A 15691-nucleotide genomic window follows, 5' to 3' on the forward strand; every position below is an offset into this window, starting at 1 on the left:
GAAGGATAAAAATCATGACAGAACGTAGTCCATTACGAGTTGGAATTGGCGGACCGGTAGGTTCGGGTAAAACTGCGCTTACACTTAATTTATGTTTAGCCTTGCGTAATAAATACAACATGGCTGTGGTGACAAATGATATTTACACCAAAGAAGATTCAAACTTTTTAACCCGTAACGAAGCGATGTCGCCAGATCGTATTGTGGGTGTAGAAACAGGTGGTTGCCCTCATACAGCAATTCGTGAAGATGCTTCAATTAACTTGGCCGCAATTGATGATTTGTGTGAAAAGTTTGAAGGCTTGGAGCTTATTATTATTGAAAGCGGTGGCGATAATTTAGCTGCAACATTTAGTCCGGAGCTTTCTGATTTAACTCTATATGTGATTGATGTGGCAGGTGGAGAAAAAATCCCTCGTAAAGGCGGGCCGGGTATTACCAAATCAGATTTACTGATTATTAATAAAACTGACCTTGCACCAATGGTCGGTGCAAATCTTGATGTGATGGATCAAGATGCGAAACGCATGCGCGGAGAAAAGCCATTCTTATTTTCAAATATGAAAACCCAAGATGGTCTTGAAGAAATCATTCAATTTATCGAGAAGCAAGGGCTGTTTAAAGCTTAAGGAGAGATTATGAACTTCATTAAAAAATGGGGCATAGGGCTCCTTGCATTATTGCCGGCACTTGCAATGGCACACCCAGGACATGACCATGAACATTTTGGTTTTATAGCGGGTTTTATTCATCCATTTACTGGCTTAGATCATTTAATCATGGCTTTGGCTTTTGGTGTTCTACTCTGGTCGGCAGCTAAGCAATGGAAAATTGCAGGTGTCATAACTTTAAGTGTAACCCTCATTATTGGCTTTTTAATCGGTGCTCAAGACTTAGTCCCTGTAAATGTTGCTGAATATGGAATTATTGCTTCTTTAGTCGTTACAGCAATTGCACTATGGACAAAATCAAATCGGATTTTACCTATCGCTGTGGCATTCCTTGCAAGCTTTCATGGCGTAGCGCATGGTGTTGAATTAGCACACTCAGGCCATGTTGTTGCATTAGTAATGGGTATGGTTTCAGCTATGGCTTTAATTTATTGTGGTGGCTTAGCATTGGGTGCTGCACTTACACGATATGTGCCATATGGCAAAAAAATTGTTGGCGCCTGTGCAGCAGTTGTTGCAGTGATTGGATTAAGTTAGTCATTATTTCAAAAGTAAAAGGTAGCTTTAGGCTACCTTTTTTATTCAGCTACTTTTTGATAAAGCCCTGCGTGAACGGTACCAGCTTTCGTTGTTTTAACTTGTTGCCATGTTGAAGGGAGAAGAAGTTGAGATAAATCTCGATCAGCTTCAACATAAATATACCCATTCTTTTTAATATGGGGTTCAGCCAAGTTTGAAAGTTCTTGCCATAAATCTAGACTATAAGGTGGGTCTAAAAACACAACATCGAATTGTTCTTTTAAACGGGGTAAAGCTTGCTGAGCAGTTGCATTGATTAAATGACAATTTTGGGCTTTTAATAGCTCAACATTATCTTTTAAAAAACGTGCCTGAGTTTTGTCTGGTTCAATCATATAAACTGACGCAGCACCACGTGACAACGCTTCAAAACCTAATGCGCCAGAGCCTGTACAAACATCGAGGACATGTGCATTTTGAATATCCCACATGAGCCAGTTAAATAGAGTTTCGCGTACTCTGTCTGGTGTTGGGCGTAAGCCCTCAATGCTAGCGAAGGGAAGTACTCGTCTTTTCCATTCGCCACCAATAATGCGTAATTGATTCTTCATTATTCATCGACCTCATTGGTTGCAGGGCGAGCTGGTGTAGCCTGTGGTGTTGAGGCTGCGGGTGCAGTTGAAGTGGCTGATGCTGCTGGAGTAGAGCTCGCAACTTCGCCGCCGCTTGATAGCTCACCTGGCTTAATTCCAGCGGTCATTAGTCCACCATTGACTTGATGGTTTGCTGGTCGAACTGGGTTTTTCTTACGAGTTAATAACCAGTAATCAAAAATAGGTCTTGCAAGTTGAGCAGCAGAACCACCATGACGACCATTTTCCCAAATCACGGCAATCGCAATTTCTGGCTTATCAGCTGGTGCAAATCCAACGAATAAACCATGGTCAAGTTGGCGTTCGCTCAGGGCTGCTTCATTGTAGCGTTTACCCTGTGCAATACTTTTAACCTGTGCAGTTCCTGTCTTTCCTGCAATTTGATAGAGAGGTGTACGAATGCCGCGACCAGTACCTGATTGAATTACATCAATCATTGCATCGCGCATTTGAATCCAGTCTTCATCTGTTCCGTTGAAGTTGATTTTGCCATCAGGTGCATTACGTACAGTAAATGGTTTTGCACCATGCGTTGCACGTAAAACATGAGGGGTGACATGAGAACCATGATTGGCTGTAATTGCAGTCGCCATAGCTAGTTGTAAAGGTGTAGCTGTAAATGCACCTTGACCAATACTCACAGAAATCGTTTCACCTTTCATCCATTTGGCTTTGCGAGTACGCATTTTCCATTCAGGATTTGGGTAAAGACCTTCACTTTCACTTGGTAGATCGACACCTGTTTTTTGACCGAACCCAAATTGACGCATCCATTGGTTCATTTGATCAATACCCATTTGATGGGCAAGAATATAAAAATAGGTGTCACATGACATAATGATGGCTTTATGCATGTTTACAATTCCATGACCAGTTTTTTTCCAGTCGCGGAACTTATGCGAATCGCCAGGTAAGTGGAAATAGCCTGGGTCAGAAATGGCTGTTGACCAGTTTACAATACCGTAGTGTAAACCACCCATTGCTTCCATTGGTTTAATGGTAGAACCTGGAGGATATGCACCTTGTACCGCACGGTTATAAAGCGGTTGATCTAAATTATCACGTAAAGAACTATAATCTTTATGGTTAATACCCGTCACAAATAAATTAGGGTTGAAGCTTGGACTAGATACTAAAGCCAGAATTTCACCAGTACGGGGGTCGATGGCAACAATGGCGCCACGACGGCCTGCGAGCTGTTGAGATGCAACAACCTGTAAACCATAATCTAAAGATAAATAGAGGTCATTGCCGCGAGTAGGATCTTTACGGCCTAAATGGCGCAATATGTTACTGTGAGCATCTGCTTCAACAGATTCGTAACCTGGTGTTCCGTGTAGCAAATCTTCATAACTTTTCTCAACGCCAATCTTTCCAATTAGGTTGGTTCCAGCATATAAATCTTTATCAATACTTTTTAATTCTTTATCGTTAATACGCCCTACATAACCAATCACATGAGCAAATAACTCACCGTGTGGATAGTAACGGGTCATCTGTGTTTCGATTCTTACGCCGGGAAATTTATATTTAGCTTCACTGAACTTGGCAATGTTAGCTTCGGTTAGATTAAGTTTAATTGCGACACGTTCAGTTTTTCGAGCTGTTTTTATACGACTTTTGAAACGGTCAATATCTTCTTGTGTTAAATCTAAAATAGGCTGTAGCTGCTCAACAACACCCTCCACATCTTCTACATCGGTTTTACTTAAAGTTGCTGTAAAAACTGGATAATTATCTGCTAGTAATACACCATTTCGATCATAGATATAACCACGAGCAGGTGGAAGTGGCTGCAAGCGAATTCGGTTTTTATCTGATGCGGTAGAAAATTCGTCGTAGTGAAAAATTTGCAGATAAGCGTATCTGCTAATCAGTACTAATAAGCAAACGATAACAAGACCTACGGCAAAAAAGATTCGTCCTCGATAAATGCGCTTTTCTTGCTGGATATCTTTTAAAGGAAAGTGCTGCTTCATAAGGATCGACTTAATGACATAGGGTGGAAAAATAGCTGCTTATTCTAACGCAAGAGCGTTTAAAATATTGCATAATTTTCAAAGTTTCCGTGCATTTCGATAAGATACGTTTTGACTTTGCAGACAACAAAATTGTAGATACTTGTATATAAGAAGCAAAATAATTCTGTTAAAGTCTCTCATTCAATAGAATAGGGTTGTTCTCACCATACGATTAGGGAAAATGGAGAAAATAATGAGAAAAATTTATCCCTTACTTGCAGTTCTGACGGTAAGCAGTTGGGCTCATGCTCAAGACTATTCGTTTCTTCCGGAAGCAAAATTAGTAGGACATACTGCATCTACGTGGAATGTGGGTGCCGGTTTTACACAAAAACTATTACATTTAAACGGCGAATGGGTAAACCCTTATGGTATCGCGTATGCCAAAGTTGGCGCATTTTTGAATGGTGACAAAACTGCTGGTGGCCAAGTCGGGTTTCGATATCCTTACTATCTTACCGGCACAGATAAAAATGGTTACTATATTGGTTTTTATGCTGGGCATCTCGATAGTAAAGAGGTCGATGGTGATTATAAATCCCGTTTAGGCGCTGGCGTCGATTTGGCCTATGTATTGTTGAATTCAGAAAGAATTAGTACTTTTAGTGTGGGTATTGGCGCGGCGGAAAAACTAACTGACCAGAACGGAGCAGTTGCTGCGGATACTAAACCACAGATTCAATTTTCTTATTCTCTAAGTTTTGGTTTATAAAACAAAGCAGTTTATCTTTAACTCGCCATAAGCAGAGCACAAATAAATACGAGAGTCTTACATGTTAGAGTACGTCAGCGGATTGTGGCAGACCTTTTTACACAGACCTGATTTTTGGGCCGTTTTGAGTATCATTCCAGTCACTGCCTTTGTTACATGGGCACACGTTTGGATGGCTTTGAAAATGGTGTTTTACCCAATTAAATTTTGGGGATTCCATTTAGGTCCATTACCCGTAGGTTGGCAAGGTATTGTGCCACGTAAAGCTGGACGTATCTCGGGTATTATTACCGACAATACATTATCTAAGTTAGGTTCATTGCGTGAATTTTTAGAGGCAATGGACCCTGAAGATATGGCACGCATTATTGGTGAGCAGGTTGGATTTGAACTTGAACATCTGATTGATGAAGTCATGATCGATCGTAATGCTGTTCTTTGGGAAAATTTACCTTATTCAATTAAACGCCGTATTTATGCACAGGCGCATAAACAATTACCCGGTGTATTAAGGGAATTAGTGACTGAGCTGACCATGAATGTCGAGTCACTGGTTAATATGCGTGAAATGGTGGTTAGCCAGATGGAAGGTGACCGCCGTTTAATGGTACGGATGTTCTTAAAAGTTGGGCAAAAAGAAATCAACTTTATTTGGCATATTAGTGCTTTAATTGGAATGTTCTTTGGTATTTTCCAAATGATTGTTTGGTTTGTCGTACCTTGGCACTGGACTGTACCGTTTTGGGCTTCAATTTGGGGCTTTTTAACGAACTGGATTGCGATCTGGATGGTATTTAATCCGATTGAACCACATTATATTCGTTACCCACAGATTTTTAGATTAACAAAAGATCGTAAGTTCCCTTGGATTGTACCCGTTCTTCGAATTGGGACTTATAATTTCCAAGGTGCTTTCATGAAGCGTCAAGAGGAAGTCTCTGATGTGTTTTCAAGCGTAGTAACAGAAGATTTAATTACGTTAAAATCGATTATGACCGAAATGATGTATGGGCCACGTAAAGATAAGACCCGCCGCATTGTGAAACGTCATATTAACGAAATTATGGAAACACCGTTAGTTCGTACATCTTTACAGCTTTCTTTAGGGCCAAGAGAGTACGCAAGATTAAAGACGGACTTGATTGATCGATCAATTGAAATTACGATGGGACCCGTATGTGACCCAGCGCTGAACGCAAGCCGGGCACAGAAGATTTTTCAAATGTTTAAAGAGCGTATTCGCGAACTGACACCAAAAGAGTTTCAGAATTTATTGCGTCCTGCATTTCAGGAGGATGAGTGGATTCTTATTGTACTAGGTGGGGTAACCGGATTTATTGCTGGTACAATACATTTGTTTGTGGCTTTCTTATAATTCGACGTCGGGCAGGATCTATTGAAGATTAACGAGACTTTTTCTGCCGGACTTCATATTCATTGTTTTAAATGAGGATGTTTTTTATGCGCATTATTTTACTCGGACCACCTGGAGCAGGCAAAGGGACTCAGGCTCAGTTGATCTGTAAGCGCTACAATGTCCCACAAATTTCAACCGGTGATATGCTCCGTGCTGCAATTCGTGAAGGTACTGAATTAGGTCTAAAAGCTAAAAGTGTAATGGAATCTGGTGGTTTGGTTTCAGATGAACTTATTATCGGTTTAGTAAAAGAACGTATTGCTCAGCCTGACTGTGTAAATGGCTGCATTTTCGATGGTTTCCCACGTACTATTCCACAAGCTGAAGCTTTGGAAAAAGAAGGGATTAACATTGATCACGTGATTGAAATTGATGTTCCTGACGAAGAAATCGTACAACGTCTTTCTGGTCGTCGTCAGCATCCAGCTTCTGGCCGTGTTTATCATACAGTTTACAATCCACCTAAAGTGGAAGGTAAAGATGATGAAACTGGTGAAGATCTTGTTCAACGTCCAGATGACCAAGAAGAAACAATCCGTAAACGTTTAGCTTCTTATCATACAGAAACTGAGCAATTGGTTGGATTCTATCAAAGCCGTGCTGCATCTGGTGAGAACGCACCGACTTATGACAAGCTTGATGGCTTGCGTACAATTGAAGATGTACAAAAAGATTTGTTCAACATCTTAGACAAATAATTTAATATTGTTTGTGATAATGAGCCCTCTTTGTGAGGGCTCATTTCTTTCATTCAGTGCAGGAGAACAATATGAAAATCATATTGATTTTGGTGATATTGCTAAGTCTGGCACTTGTCATATTTTTAACTTATCAGAGCTATAAAATGCTTAGACAGGTACAAAAACAAGCAAAAGAAGAGCGTAATGAGAAAAAACGTCTAAAGTAAGATTGACTGGGTATATTACCTATACCCAACCATATTTTTAAGCTTCAATATTTTTAATAGCAATTTGCTTTTGTGCACCAAATTCAAAGCGATCAGGCCAGTTGCAAACATCTGCAACTACACATTCAGCACATTTAGGTTTACGGGCAATACAACAATAACGACCGTGCAATATGAGCCAGTGATGTGAATCTAAAATAAATTCTTTAGGAATGACTTTAATTAAGCGGTGCTCAACTTCAAGTACATTTTTACCTACGGCTAAGCCAGTTCGATTTCCCACTCGGAAAATATGGGTATCGACAGCCATAGTCGGTTGTCCAAAAGCTGTATTTAAAACAACATTTGCGGTTTTACGTCCGACGCCTGGTAAAGCTTCTAAGTCTTTTCTGTTGCTTGGAACTTCTCCGTTAAATTGTTCCATTAAAATCTTACAAGTCTTAATCACATTTTCGGCTTTAGCGTTGTAAAGGCCAATTGTTTTAATATATTCCTTTAATCCATCTACGCCTAAGTTGTAGATTTTTTCGGCTGTATTAGCCACAGGGTAAAGTTTATCAGTTGCCTTATTCACACTCACGTCGGTTGCTTGAGCTGACAACATAACTGCAATGAGTAACTCAAAAGAAGATGAGTATTTTAACTCGGTTTGAGGAGAGGGCCGTTGTTCACGAAGGCGTTCAAAGAAAATTTGAATCTGCTTTTTCGTCATATTTTTGACAGCCATTCAGACCTCCTGTAATTGCATGAGTTGCTGTTGTAGTTCTTCGAGTTGAAGACGTTTTTTAGCATCTTCACGTACACCTAGCTGTTTTTCCAGTTTCTTAATTTGTGTACGAATTTTAGCTAACTCAATTGTAGTTTTAGCATCAGTTGGCACAGTCTCTTTAGGTTTCTCAATGATTTCAATTGAAGGTAATTCATCAAGTGCCTGAGAAAACTGCGCAAACAGTTGAGTATCTATTTCAGCACGTACCACAGGCCCTTTACGGTGGCTACGACGCTTTTCTTCACGCTGAATATGAGCGTAATAGCGTTGTCTTAAATCATTTTGTTCTGCGGTACGCTGTTGTTCATTTGGTAAGGCTTGAGTGTCTTCGACCAAATCAATGCAATCTACGGGACATGGTGGAATACATAACTCACAACCTGTACATAAGTCCGTCAAGATAGTGTGCATGAGCTTACCACTGCCAATAATAGCATCTACAGGACAAGCACTAATACATTTGGTGCAGCCAATGCATTCATCTTCACGAATAATTGCTTTCATGCGCTGCGGTCGGCTATCTGTTTGTACGGGCCATACGCTTCTTTCAGCAGTTAATGGAGAGCGATTTAATAGATTTGCGAGTGCATCAGCAACAGGTTGTCCACCTGGAACACATTTATTTGCTTCTTCACCTTCAGCAATCGACTTTGCGTAGGGTAGACATCCATCACGATGTCCACATAGACCACATTGTGTTTGTGGTAATAACGCATCAATCTCGCGTATGAGAGAAATAGATGAATTCATAGTGGGCAAATAGCTTGGTTAAAACGATGCGATAATGAAGAAAAAGCTAAGTAAGGTCAATGGATTTTAACGAATTTATCGGGTTTTTAATTGACCTAAAATGTCGCTAATTCTGCACAATAATAGATCAATAAAAGTGAAAAGTTAAATGACTATTTCTTATCTTTAAGTAGTTTTTCTAAAAATAAGTTTTTGATAATTAAGGTTAATAAAATAATTTAAAATAACTATTGTTAAAATTGATGGAAAGGGATTTAATATTTTGCTGCTAAATGATGCATTTAATAATGTATTGCACCAATTTAATTCATTACTATGCTGAGGACCGTGCATTGAAATATAACAACCTGAATGAATTCCTGAATTACGTGCAAGCGCGTGATCCGCATCAACCTGAGTTCTTACAAGCTGTCGAAGAAGTCATGACGAGTTTGTGGCCATTTATTGAAAAAAATCCGGAATATGCAGAGCAGGGTTTGTTAGAACGCTTAGTTGAACCTGAGCGTGTGATTCAATTTCGTGTTTCATGGATGGATGATCAAGGTCAGACTCAAGTTAACCGAGCTTTCCGTGTTCAATACAATTCAGCAATTGGTCCATTCAAAGGGGGAATGCGTTTCCACCCATCGGTCAATCTATCAATTTTAAAATTTTTAGGTTTTGAGCAGACTTTTAAAAACTCACTTACCACTTTACCAATGGGTGGGGGGAAAGGTGGTTCAGATTTTAACCCTAAAGGTAAATCTGATGCTGAAATTATGCGATTCTGTCAGGCATTAATCATTGAGCTTTATCGCCATTTAGGACCAAATACTGATATTCCTGCGGGAGATATTGGTGTGGGTGCACGTGAAGTCGGTTATATGGCAGGCATGATGAAAAAGCTGAGTAATGACACCGCTTGTGTCTTTACTGGTAAGGGAATTTCATTTGGTGGTAGCTTAATGCGCCCTGAAGCAACTGGCTATGGCACGGTTTATTTTGCAGAGGAAATGCTCAAAGCGCGTGGACAATCTTTTGCTGGTAAAACAGTATCTGTTTCTGGCTCTGGTAACGTTGCACAATATGCAGCAGAGAAGGCCATGTTCTTAGGGGCAAAAGTTGTTACTTTGTCTGACTCTAACGGCACGGTTTATGTAAAAAATGGTTTTACAGATGAGTTGCTTGTTGAAGTCATGAATCTTAAAAACGTTAAGCGTGGTCGTATTTCCGAGTTTGCTTCTACACATGGTTTTGAATATTTTGAAGGAAAAACGCCTTGGCATATTCCTGTGGATATTGCTTTACCATGTGCTACGCAAAATGAATTAACAGGTGAAGATGCTAAAACGCTTATTGCAAATGGTGTAATTTGTGTGGCTGAAGGCGCTAATATGCCATCTACACTTGAGGCAGTTGAACACTTCATCGAAGCTAAAATTTTGTATGCGCCAGGAAAAGCATCTAATGCGGGTGGGGTAGCAACATCTGGTTTAGAAATGTCTCAAAATGCAATTCGTTTAAGCTGGACACATGCTGAGGTCGATGAGCGTCTACATGCAATTATGAAAGACATTCATGCCAATTGCGTAAGATACGGTAGTAAAGAAGATGGTACTGTTAACTATGTTGATGGTGCCAATATTGCAGGTTTTGTAAAAGTGGCTGATGCAATGCTTGCTCAAGGTATTTTCTAAAAATAGAAATAAAAAATCCGATGCAAAAGCATCGGATTTTTTTAGTCTAAAAACTTATTTTTTAGGTTTTTTAACTAATTCTTGCTCAACAACCATATCTAATACATCAGCTTGACTAGATTGGTCTGCTGCTGGGTTTTTCACTTCAAAACGTTTTACACGTAAAATTACGCGTTGATCTGGATTGTGCTCAAAACCTTCAATTTGGCCATAATATAATGACCAGTTTTTGTCAGCGTAAGTTTTAACGCCTTTGTCATCATATTTAATTTCACGAACTTGCATACAAGTTTGTGGTGCAACACCAGTACATGATTTAGTTTGTGGAGCAACTTCTAGGAAAACAGTCTTTCCTTCAGATTGATATTTTGCTTCAGGTGTCATTTTACCAGTAAAGGTATATTTTTGACCTTGAGCATCAGATACCGTTAGTGTTGGTTGATCAACGTTTGTGGTATTGAGTTCAAACGGAACCGCACGTTTTTGGAAAAGGCTGCTAGAAAATTGTTCCTGTTTCATTAAAGCAGGTTCACACGCCATCATTGTTGACATTACATCAGCAGTTACGATGGTGTTGTTTTCAACTTTCCAAGTTGTTCCTTGGCGGTTACAACCCGTTGCGATCGATAAACGGTCGTTGGTAAAGTTAAGAACGATAGGTTTTTTTGTATTTTCAGGCTGATAAGACCAAGAGTAGTCTGTTAAAGCTTGAGTATTCACTGCTTTTTGACCTTGGAAAATATGCTTTTGACCAGTTTTGTCTGTCACGCTTAAAATCACCTGACCATTATTGTTGCTAATTTCGATTGGTAATTTTGCGTCACTAAAGATGCTATTCGACAATTGTTCTTGTTTCATTAAATCATCTTGGCAAGCCATCATTGTTGAAACAAGGTTAGAAGTAACAAGTTGGTTACCTTCAACTTTCCAAGTACCGCCTTGGCCATTACAACCTGTATTGATTGCTAATTTGCCATCTGCATTAAAGTTAAGGATAAGTGGTTTAGAAGCTTTTACATTTTGATAAGTCCAAGCATATTCACCTAAAGTGGCTGCAAGGTTTTGTTGTTGCTCAGATACAATTGGAGCAGGAGTATGGGTAACTGTTTGACACGCCATCAAAGAAAAAGGTAATAACGCAAGAATTAAATATTTAATTTTCATTTAAAAAAACTTCAAGTAAAAAAACAACAGCAATAAGCTTAAAACATTCTTAAAAAAAGAAAATGTAAACATTTGATTGTTTCGGTTTTTAAAATGTATAAGTTTGTAAGTTATTCTAATTTTCAACAAGAATGATGATATACCCCGCAAAACGGGGTATTTGCTAATAATTAATCAAAACGATAGATATCCATGCCTAGCGAGCCCATTGTGAAGCTGCTGTGAACAATCGTAAAACGATTGCCTGTACCCATAGCAAAAAACAACGGGGCAAAATGTTCAAGGGTCGGATGATTACGTTTTACATAGGGCAATGATTGCCAGTCTAGTACACCATCATAATCTTGATGGGTAAGTTTATTCACAACAGCATTTCTAAACGTTGAGGCCCATTCTGGAACTTTAGAGTTATCTCCTTGCCAAGATAACTCTGCAAGATTATGAGTGATACTACCTGAACCAATGAGTAAAATCTGTTTGTCACGTAAAGGCGCGAGTGTTTGTCCTATGCGATAAATTTCTTGTGCGCTTAAATTGGTTGGCAAAGAAATCTCGACGACAGGAATGTCAGCATCAGGATACATATGCAATAGAGGCATCCATACGCCATGGTCACGAGGACGCGTACTATTCGCATGTGCAACTAAATGAGCATCTGCCAGTAATTTTAAGATTTCTTCAGCAAGTTCTGGTTGCCCAGGGGCGCTGTAGCGAATTTCATATAACTCTTTAGGAAAGCCGCGGAAGTCATGCCATGTTTCAGGACGAGTCGAAATACTCACTTCAAGTGCTTTACTTTCCCAATGCGCAGACATCACAATGATTGCCTTTGGTGCTGGAAGATTAGCACCTAAGCGGTGTAGAGCAGGGCCTACTTGTTCTGGATCAAGTGCAAGCATGGGTGAACCATGTGAAATAAACAGTCCGGGAAGGGTTTGTAGTTCCATTGCATTACACCTGAGTTAAAAAGCAGAATAATAGTTATTATGCCAAAATCAGGACATGTTAAAAGTATCCTGATTTCAACGGATTGTTCCTAAAATGAAACGGTTGTTGTTTTTATGCACGGTGATAGGGATGATTATGATTAATAGTCATTGCCCGATACAGTTGCTCAATGAGTAAAACACGTACCAAAGGATGGGGCATTGTAAGTTTTGAAAGTGACCAATGCCATGCGGCAGCTTTACGTACTTGATCTGATAAACCATCTGGTCCACCAATAGCGAGTGCTACATCATTGCCTTCAAGCATCCACTGTTTCATGGTGTCAGCCAGTTTCTCTGTGCTGAGTTCTCGGCCACCAACCTCTAGAGCAATTAAAGTTTCATTTGGTTTTAAAGCATTTAGAATACTTTCACCTTCAATTTGACAATATTTTAAAATATCCGCTTCTGAATCATTCTTACCACGTTTGGCCATAGGAAGTTCAATGACTTGAGTTTGCACAAAAGGCTGAATACGTTTGAAGTAATCTTCAAAACCAGTGAGAACCCAAGCAGGCATTTTTTGACCAATGGTCAGAATACGAATTTTCATATTGTCTATTCATTTAAAACAGCTGGCGCATTATACCTGAGGAAGAGATAAGTTCGTGGTAGTAAAATAGGCATAAAAAACGCAGTCCAAAAAACGGTGTTGGACTGCGATCAAATGATCATCTGTCTGGAGTTCAGATGATCATAGAGAATAAAACAAGGCTATCTATAAAATAATAGATAACGAAGAATACTTAATTTAATTAAATACTCTTAATACCTATTATGAGGATGGTTGGATATTTTTCAATCAAATTGTGTAACAAAAAAAAGAGAGCCGAAGCTCTCTTTTTTCACACTTTAATTAGTGACGTGCTGCTTTTGAACCTTCCACCGGTTTTACAATCGGTGTTTTAGGTAAAGGCTTTGGCATCGAAACTAATGCTAAAGGTAAGATGTCATCAATACTTTTCACAGCTTTGATTTCTAAACCTTCTTTAACATTGGCTGGAATTTCTGCCAAATCACGAACGTTATCTTGTGGAATAAATACAAGTTTAATTCCACCACGGTGTGCTGCAAGAAGTTTTTCTTTTAAGCCACCAATACGCATTGCACGACCACCTAAGCTTGTTTCACCAGTCATTGCAATATCAGGACGAATCGCAATACCTGTAAATGCTGATACAAGCGCAGTTGTTAATGCTAAACCAGCAGATGGACCATCTTTTGGTGTTGCACCTTCTGGTAAGTGAACGTGTACATCAGTTTCTTCAAAACGAGAAGCTTCAATACCTAGTTCATCGGCACGCGTGCGTACTAAAGTCATTGCTGTAGTAATAGATTCTTTCATTACATCACCAAGTGAACCGGTTGTAATGAATTTACCTTTACCTTTGACAGCTGCAACTTCAATGGTAAGTAACTCACCACCTACAGATGTCCAAGCTAGACCATTTACGCGGCCTACTTGCGCTTCATCTTCTGCAATACCAAAGTCAAACTTGTGTGGACCTAAGTATTCTGGAAGATTGGCAGAAGTCACATCAAGTTGTAAGTTTTTAGACTTTTTACTTACTGCTTCTTTTACCACTTTACGCGCAATTTTAGACACTTCACGTTCTAAACTACGTACACCCGCTTCACGTGTATAGCGCTGAACAATATCACGAATCGCTTCTTCATGAATTGTTAACTCTTTTGCACGCAGACCATTATTCTTAATCGCTTTTGGAACAAGGTAACGTTCAGCAATGTTAACTTTTTCATCTTCGGTATAACCCGGTAGACGAATAACTTCCATACGGTCAAGCAATGCCTCAGGAATATTCATGCTGTTTGCAGTACAGATGAACATCACTTCAGATAGGTCAAGATCAAGATCTAAATAGTGATCGTTGAACTTACTGTTTTGTGATGGATCTAATACTTCAAGCAATGCAGAAGCAGGATCACCACGGTAGTCTTGTGCCATCTTGTCAATTTCGTCGAGTAAGAACAGTGGGTTCTTCACACCAACTTTTGTTAAAGACTGCACGATTTTACCTGGCATCGCACCAATATAAGTACGACGGTGACCACGAATTTCAGCTTCGTCACGTACGCCACCGAGTGCCATACGAACAAACTCACGACCTGTTGCTTTCGCGACAGACTCACCAAGCGAAGTTTTACCTACACCAGGAGGGCCTACTAAACATAGGATCGGGCCTTTGAGTTTTTTAACACGCGACTGAACAGCTAAGTATTCAACAATACGATCTTTAACGTCATCTAAGCCGTAGTGATCTGTATCAAGAATCTCTTGAGCTTTCGCAAGGTTAATGCTGACTTTGCTCGCTTTATTCCACGGTGTATCTAAAATTACTTCTAGATAGTTACGTACAACAGCCGCTTCACTAGATGCAGGTTGCATTGCTTTAAGCTTACGGAACTCAGCTTCAGCTTTTTTACGTACGTGTTCAGGTAAATCAGCTTCAGTAAGACGTTTTTCTATTTCAGCAACGTCATCTTCAGCGCCACCATTCATGTCAGAAAGTTCACGTTGAATGACTTTCATTTTTTCATTTAGAAAGTATTCACGTTGGTTTTTTTCCATTTGGCGTTTTACGCTGTCATGCAAAGTTTGTTCAATTTGCTGTTCGGCAGATTGATTAACCAAGTAGCTCATAAGTTCTTGCAAATGTGCTTCAAATTCATCGTGCTCTAAAAACTTCTGTTTAATTTCAATATTTAGAGGTACACGTGTTGCCACGAAGAACATAAGCTGTAGCAAGTCTTCAATTTTATTAGCAGCTGCAACGAGTTCACGTGCATTACGTAATTTTGCTTCAGCATATTGAGCAAATAAATTACGCAACTCTTGTAAACGAGTTTCTTGAGTAGCTTTATCTACGTTAATTGTCATTGGACTTAAGCTATGTTCAGCAGTCAAATGACTATCTTCATCGATAATTTTTTCAAGCTTAGAGCGCTGTAACCCTTCAATAAGTACTTTAATGCAGTTTTCATCATTCTCATGATTTACAACTTGAACAATCTTAGCGACAGTTCCGTACTGATAAAGGTTATCGTGATCAATATCTTCTGTAAGCGAATCTTTTTGCGCAACTACAAATACTAAATTGTCACTGTTACGAGCCACATCAACTGCATTGATCGATTTTTCACGACCCACGAATAACGCAATTTGCATGTGTGGGTAGACCACTACATCACGTAACGCTAAAAGTGGTAATACACTTGGAACCTGAGGCTCTAAGTCAGTTTTTTCATTCATAATAAGTTCAGACATGGGCACTCCTAATGAGTGACAACGAGGTTGCCATGTTTTTTATAGTGATGTGTATTTCAAAAATTACAAGGGCCTCTCTATAGAAAATGTGGAAAAAATGACTAATTTAGTCAACTTTTTTATTAAAATATTATGAATCAACGGATTAATTCTTAAGAAG

General features: G+C 39.3%; 15 protein-coding genes. 7 read left to right on the forward strand and 8 right to left on the reverse strand.

Annotated elements, in window-relative coordinates; genetic code table 11:
* Positions 1-14 precede the first annotated feature (14 nt).
* Positions 15-629: an urease accessory protein UreG gene (ureG, locus tag QLG01_RS01135; RefSeq protein ID WP_002117800.1), complete on the forward strand. Its 615-nt coding sequence runs from the start codon at positions 15-17 to the stop codon at positions 627-629.
* Between the two features lie 9 nt (positions 630-638).
* A complete protein-coding gene (locus tag QLG01_RS01140) occupies positions 639-1208 on the forward strand; it encodes a HupE/UreJ family protein (protein ID WP_282495641.1) in 570 nt (189 codons plus the stop codon).
* Positions 1209-1249: 41 nt separating this feature from the next.
* On the opposite strand, the gene rsmD is transcribed toward QLG01_RS01140, so the two are convergent.
* Together rsmD and mrdA are read right to left on the reverse strand one after the other, a co-directional pair.
* Positions 1250-1801, reverse strand: a complete 552-nt coding sequence (gene rsmD / locus QLG01_RS01145; protein ID WP_013198604.1) for a 16S rRNA (guanine(966)-N(2))-methyltransferase RsmD — start codon at positions 1799-1801, stop codon at positions 1250-1252.
* Positions 1801-3822, reverse strand: coding sequence for a penicillin-binding protein 2 (gene mrdA, locus QLG01_RS01150; protein ID WP_199942551.1), 2022 nt, complete (start codon positions 3820-3822; stop codon positions 1801-1803). Before mrdA ends, rsmD begins: the two co-directional genes overlap by 1 nt.
* A gap of 235 nt (positions 3823-4057) precedes the next feature.
* Between mrdA and QLG01_RS01155 the strand changes: the two genes are divergently transcribed.
* The 4 genes from QLG01_RS01155 to QLG01_RS19035 all read left to right on the forward strand — a co-directional run bounded on the left by QLG01_RS01155 (position 4058) and on the right by QLG01_RS19035 (position 6900).
* Positions 4058-4576: a hypothetical protein gene (locus tag QLG01_RS01155; RefSeq protein ID WP_013198602.1), complete on the forward strand. Its 519-nt coding sequence runs from the start codon at positions 4058-4060 to the stop codon at positions 4574-4576.
* Between the two features lie 61 nt (positions 4577-4637).
* On the forward strand, positions 4638-5951 hold the full coding sequence (locus tag QLG01_RS01160; RefSeq protein ID WP_004793941.1) for a membrane protein: 1314 nt from the start codon (positions 4638-4640) through the stop codon (positions 5949-5951).
* Positions 5952-6037: 86 nt separating this feature from the next.
* Entirely contained in the window at positions 6038-6691 is a 654-nt protein-coding gene (gene adk / locus QLG01_RS01165) for an adenylate kinase (RefSeq protein WP_005303386.1), read from the forward strand.
* A gap of 71 nt (positions 6692-6762) precedes the next feature.
* A complete protein-coding gene (locus QLG01_RS19035) occupies positions 6763-6900 on the forward strand; it encodes a hypothetical protein (RefSeq protein ID WP_348994498.1) in 138 nt (45 codons plus the stop codon).
* A gap of 37 nt (positions 6901-6937) precedes the next feature.
* Here QLG01_RS19035 and nth read toward each other — a convergent pair whose 3' ends face one another.
* Both nth and QLG01_RS01180 read right to left on the reverse strand, forming a co-directional pair.
* Entirely contained in the window at positions 6938-7627 is a 690-nt protein-coding gene (nth, locus tag QLG01_RS01175; RefSeq protein WP_005048343.1) for an endonuclease III, read from the reverse strand.
* Complete coding sequence (locus QLG01_RS01180; RefSeq protein WP_282495643.1) at positions 7628-8419, reverse strand: RnfABCDGE type electron transport complex subunit B; 792 nt, start codon at positions 8417-8419, stop codon at positions 7628-7630.
* 272 nt (positions 8420-8691) lie between these two features.
* Here QLG01_RS01180 and gdhA point away from each other — a divergent pair, with 272 nt between their 5' ends.
* A complete protein-coding gene (gene gdhA, locus QLG01_RS01185) occupies positions 8692-10095 on the forward strand; it encodes an NADP-specific glutamate dehydrogenase (RefSeq protein ID WP_282495644.1) in 1404 nt (467 codons plus the stop codon).
* Between the two features lie 54 nt (positions 10096-10149).
* Here the strand turns inward: gdhA and QLG01_RS01190 are convergent, their stop codons facing one another.
* The 4 genes from QLG01_RS01190 to lon form a co-directional block, all read right to left on the reverse strand.
* The gene (locus QLG01_RS01190; RefSeq protein WP_005303394.1) at positions 10150-11259 is read right to left on the reverse strand and encodes an META and DUF4377 domain-containing protein; all 1110 of its coding nucleotides are present in this window, start codon (positions 11257-11259) and stop codon (positions 10150-10152) included.
* A gap of 170 nt (positions 11260-11429) precedes the next feature.
* Entirely contained in the window at positions 11430-12206 is a 777-nt protein-coding gene (locus tag QLG01_RS01195) for a class III extradiol ring-cleavage dioxygenase (RefSeq protein WP_151963430.1), read from the reverse strand.
* 112 nt (positions 12207-12318) lie between these two features.
* Positions 12319-12798, reverse strand: coding sequence for a 23S rRNA (pseudouridine(1915)-N(3))-methyltransferase RlmH (gene rlmH, locus QLG01_RS01200; RefSeq protein WP_004793934.1), 480 nt, complete (start codon positions 12796-12798; stop codon positions 12319-12321).
* Positions 12799-13101: 303 nt separating this feature from the next.
* Entirely contained in the window at positions 13102-15531 is a 2430-nt protein-coding gene (lon, locus tag QLG01_RS01205; RefSeq protein WP_005303397.1) for an endopeptidase La, read from the reverse strand.
* Positions 15532-15691: the final 160 nt, after the last annotated feature.

Source organism: Acinetobacter sp. V89_4 (assembly GCF_029967875.1).
Classification (GTDB): domain Bacteria; phylum Pseudomonadota; class Gammaproteobacteria; order Pseudomonadales; family Moraxellaceae; genus Acinetobacter; species Acinetobacter oleivorans.

Coding starts and splice junctions, on each gene's coding strand:
- QLG01_RS01195 (WP_151963430.1), bottom strand. CDS start 12,206: ATGGAACTACAAACCCTTCCCGGACTGTTTATTTCACATGGTTCACCC.
- QLG01_RS19035 (WP_348994498.1), top strand. CDS start 6,763: ATGAAAATCATATTGATTTTGGTGATATTGCTAAGTCTGGCACTTGTC.
- QLG01_RS01140 (WP_282495641.1), top strand. CDS start 639: ATGAACTTCATTAAAAAATGGGGCATAGGGCTCCTTGCATTATTGCCG.
- adk (WP_005303386.1), top strand. CDS start 6,038: ATGCGCATTATTTTACTCGGACCACCTGGAGCAGGCAAAGGGACTCAG.
- rsmD (WP_013198604.1), bottom strand. CDS start 1,801: ATGAAGAATCAATTACGCATTATTGGTGGCGAATGGAAAAGACGAGTA.
- gdhA (WP_282495644.1), top strand. CDS start 8,692: ATGATGCATTTAATAATGTATTGCACCAATTTAATTCATTACTATGCT.
- QLG01_RS01155 (WP_013198602.1), top strand. CDS start 4,058: ATGAGAAAAATTTATCCCTTACTTGCAGTTCTGACGGTAAGCAGTTGG.
- ureG (WP_002117800.1), top strand. CDS start 15: ATGACAGAACGTAGTCCATTACGAGTTGGAATTGGCGGACCGGTAGGT.
- mrdA (WP_199942551.1), bottom strand. CDS start 3,822: ATGAAGCAGCACTTTCCTTTAAAAGATATCCAGCAAGAAAAGCGCATT.
- lon (WP_005303397.1), bottom strand. CDS start 15,531: ATGTCTGAACTTATTATGAATGAAAAAACTGACTTAGAGCCTCAGGTT.
- QLG01_RS01180 (WP_282495643.1), bottom strand. CDS start 8,419: ATGAATTCATCTATTTCTCTCATACGCGAGATTGATGCGTTATTACCA.
- QLG01_RS01190 (WP_005303394.1), bottom strand. CDS start 11,259: ATGAAAATTAAATATTTAATTCTTGCGTTATTACCTTTTTCTTTGATG.
- QLG01_RS01160 (WP_004793941.1), top strand. CDS start 4,638: ATGTTAGAGTACGTCAGCGGATTGTGGCAGACCTTTTTACACAGACCT.
- rlmH (WP_004793934.1), bottom strand. CDS start 12,798: ATGAAAATTCGTATTCTGACCATTGGTCAAAAAATGCCTGCTTGGGTT.
- nth (WP_005048343.1), bottom strand. CDS start 7,627: ATGGCTGTCAAAAATATGACGAAAAAGCAGATTCAAATTTTCTTTGAA.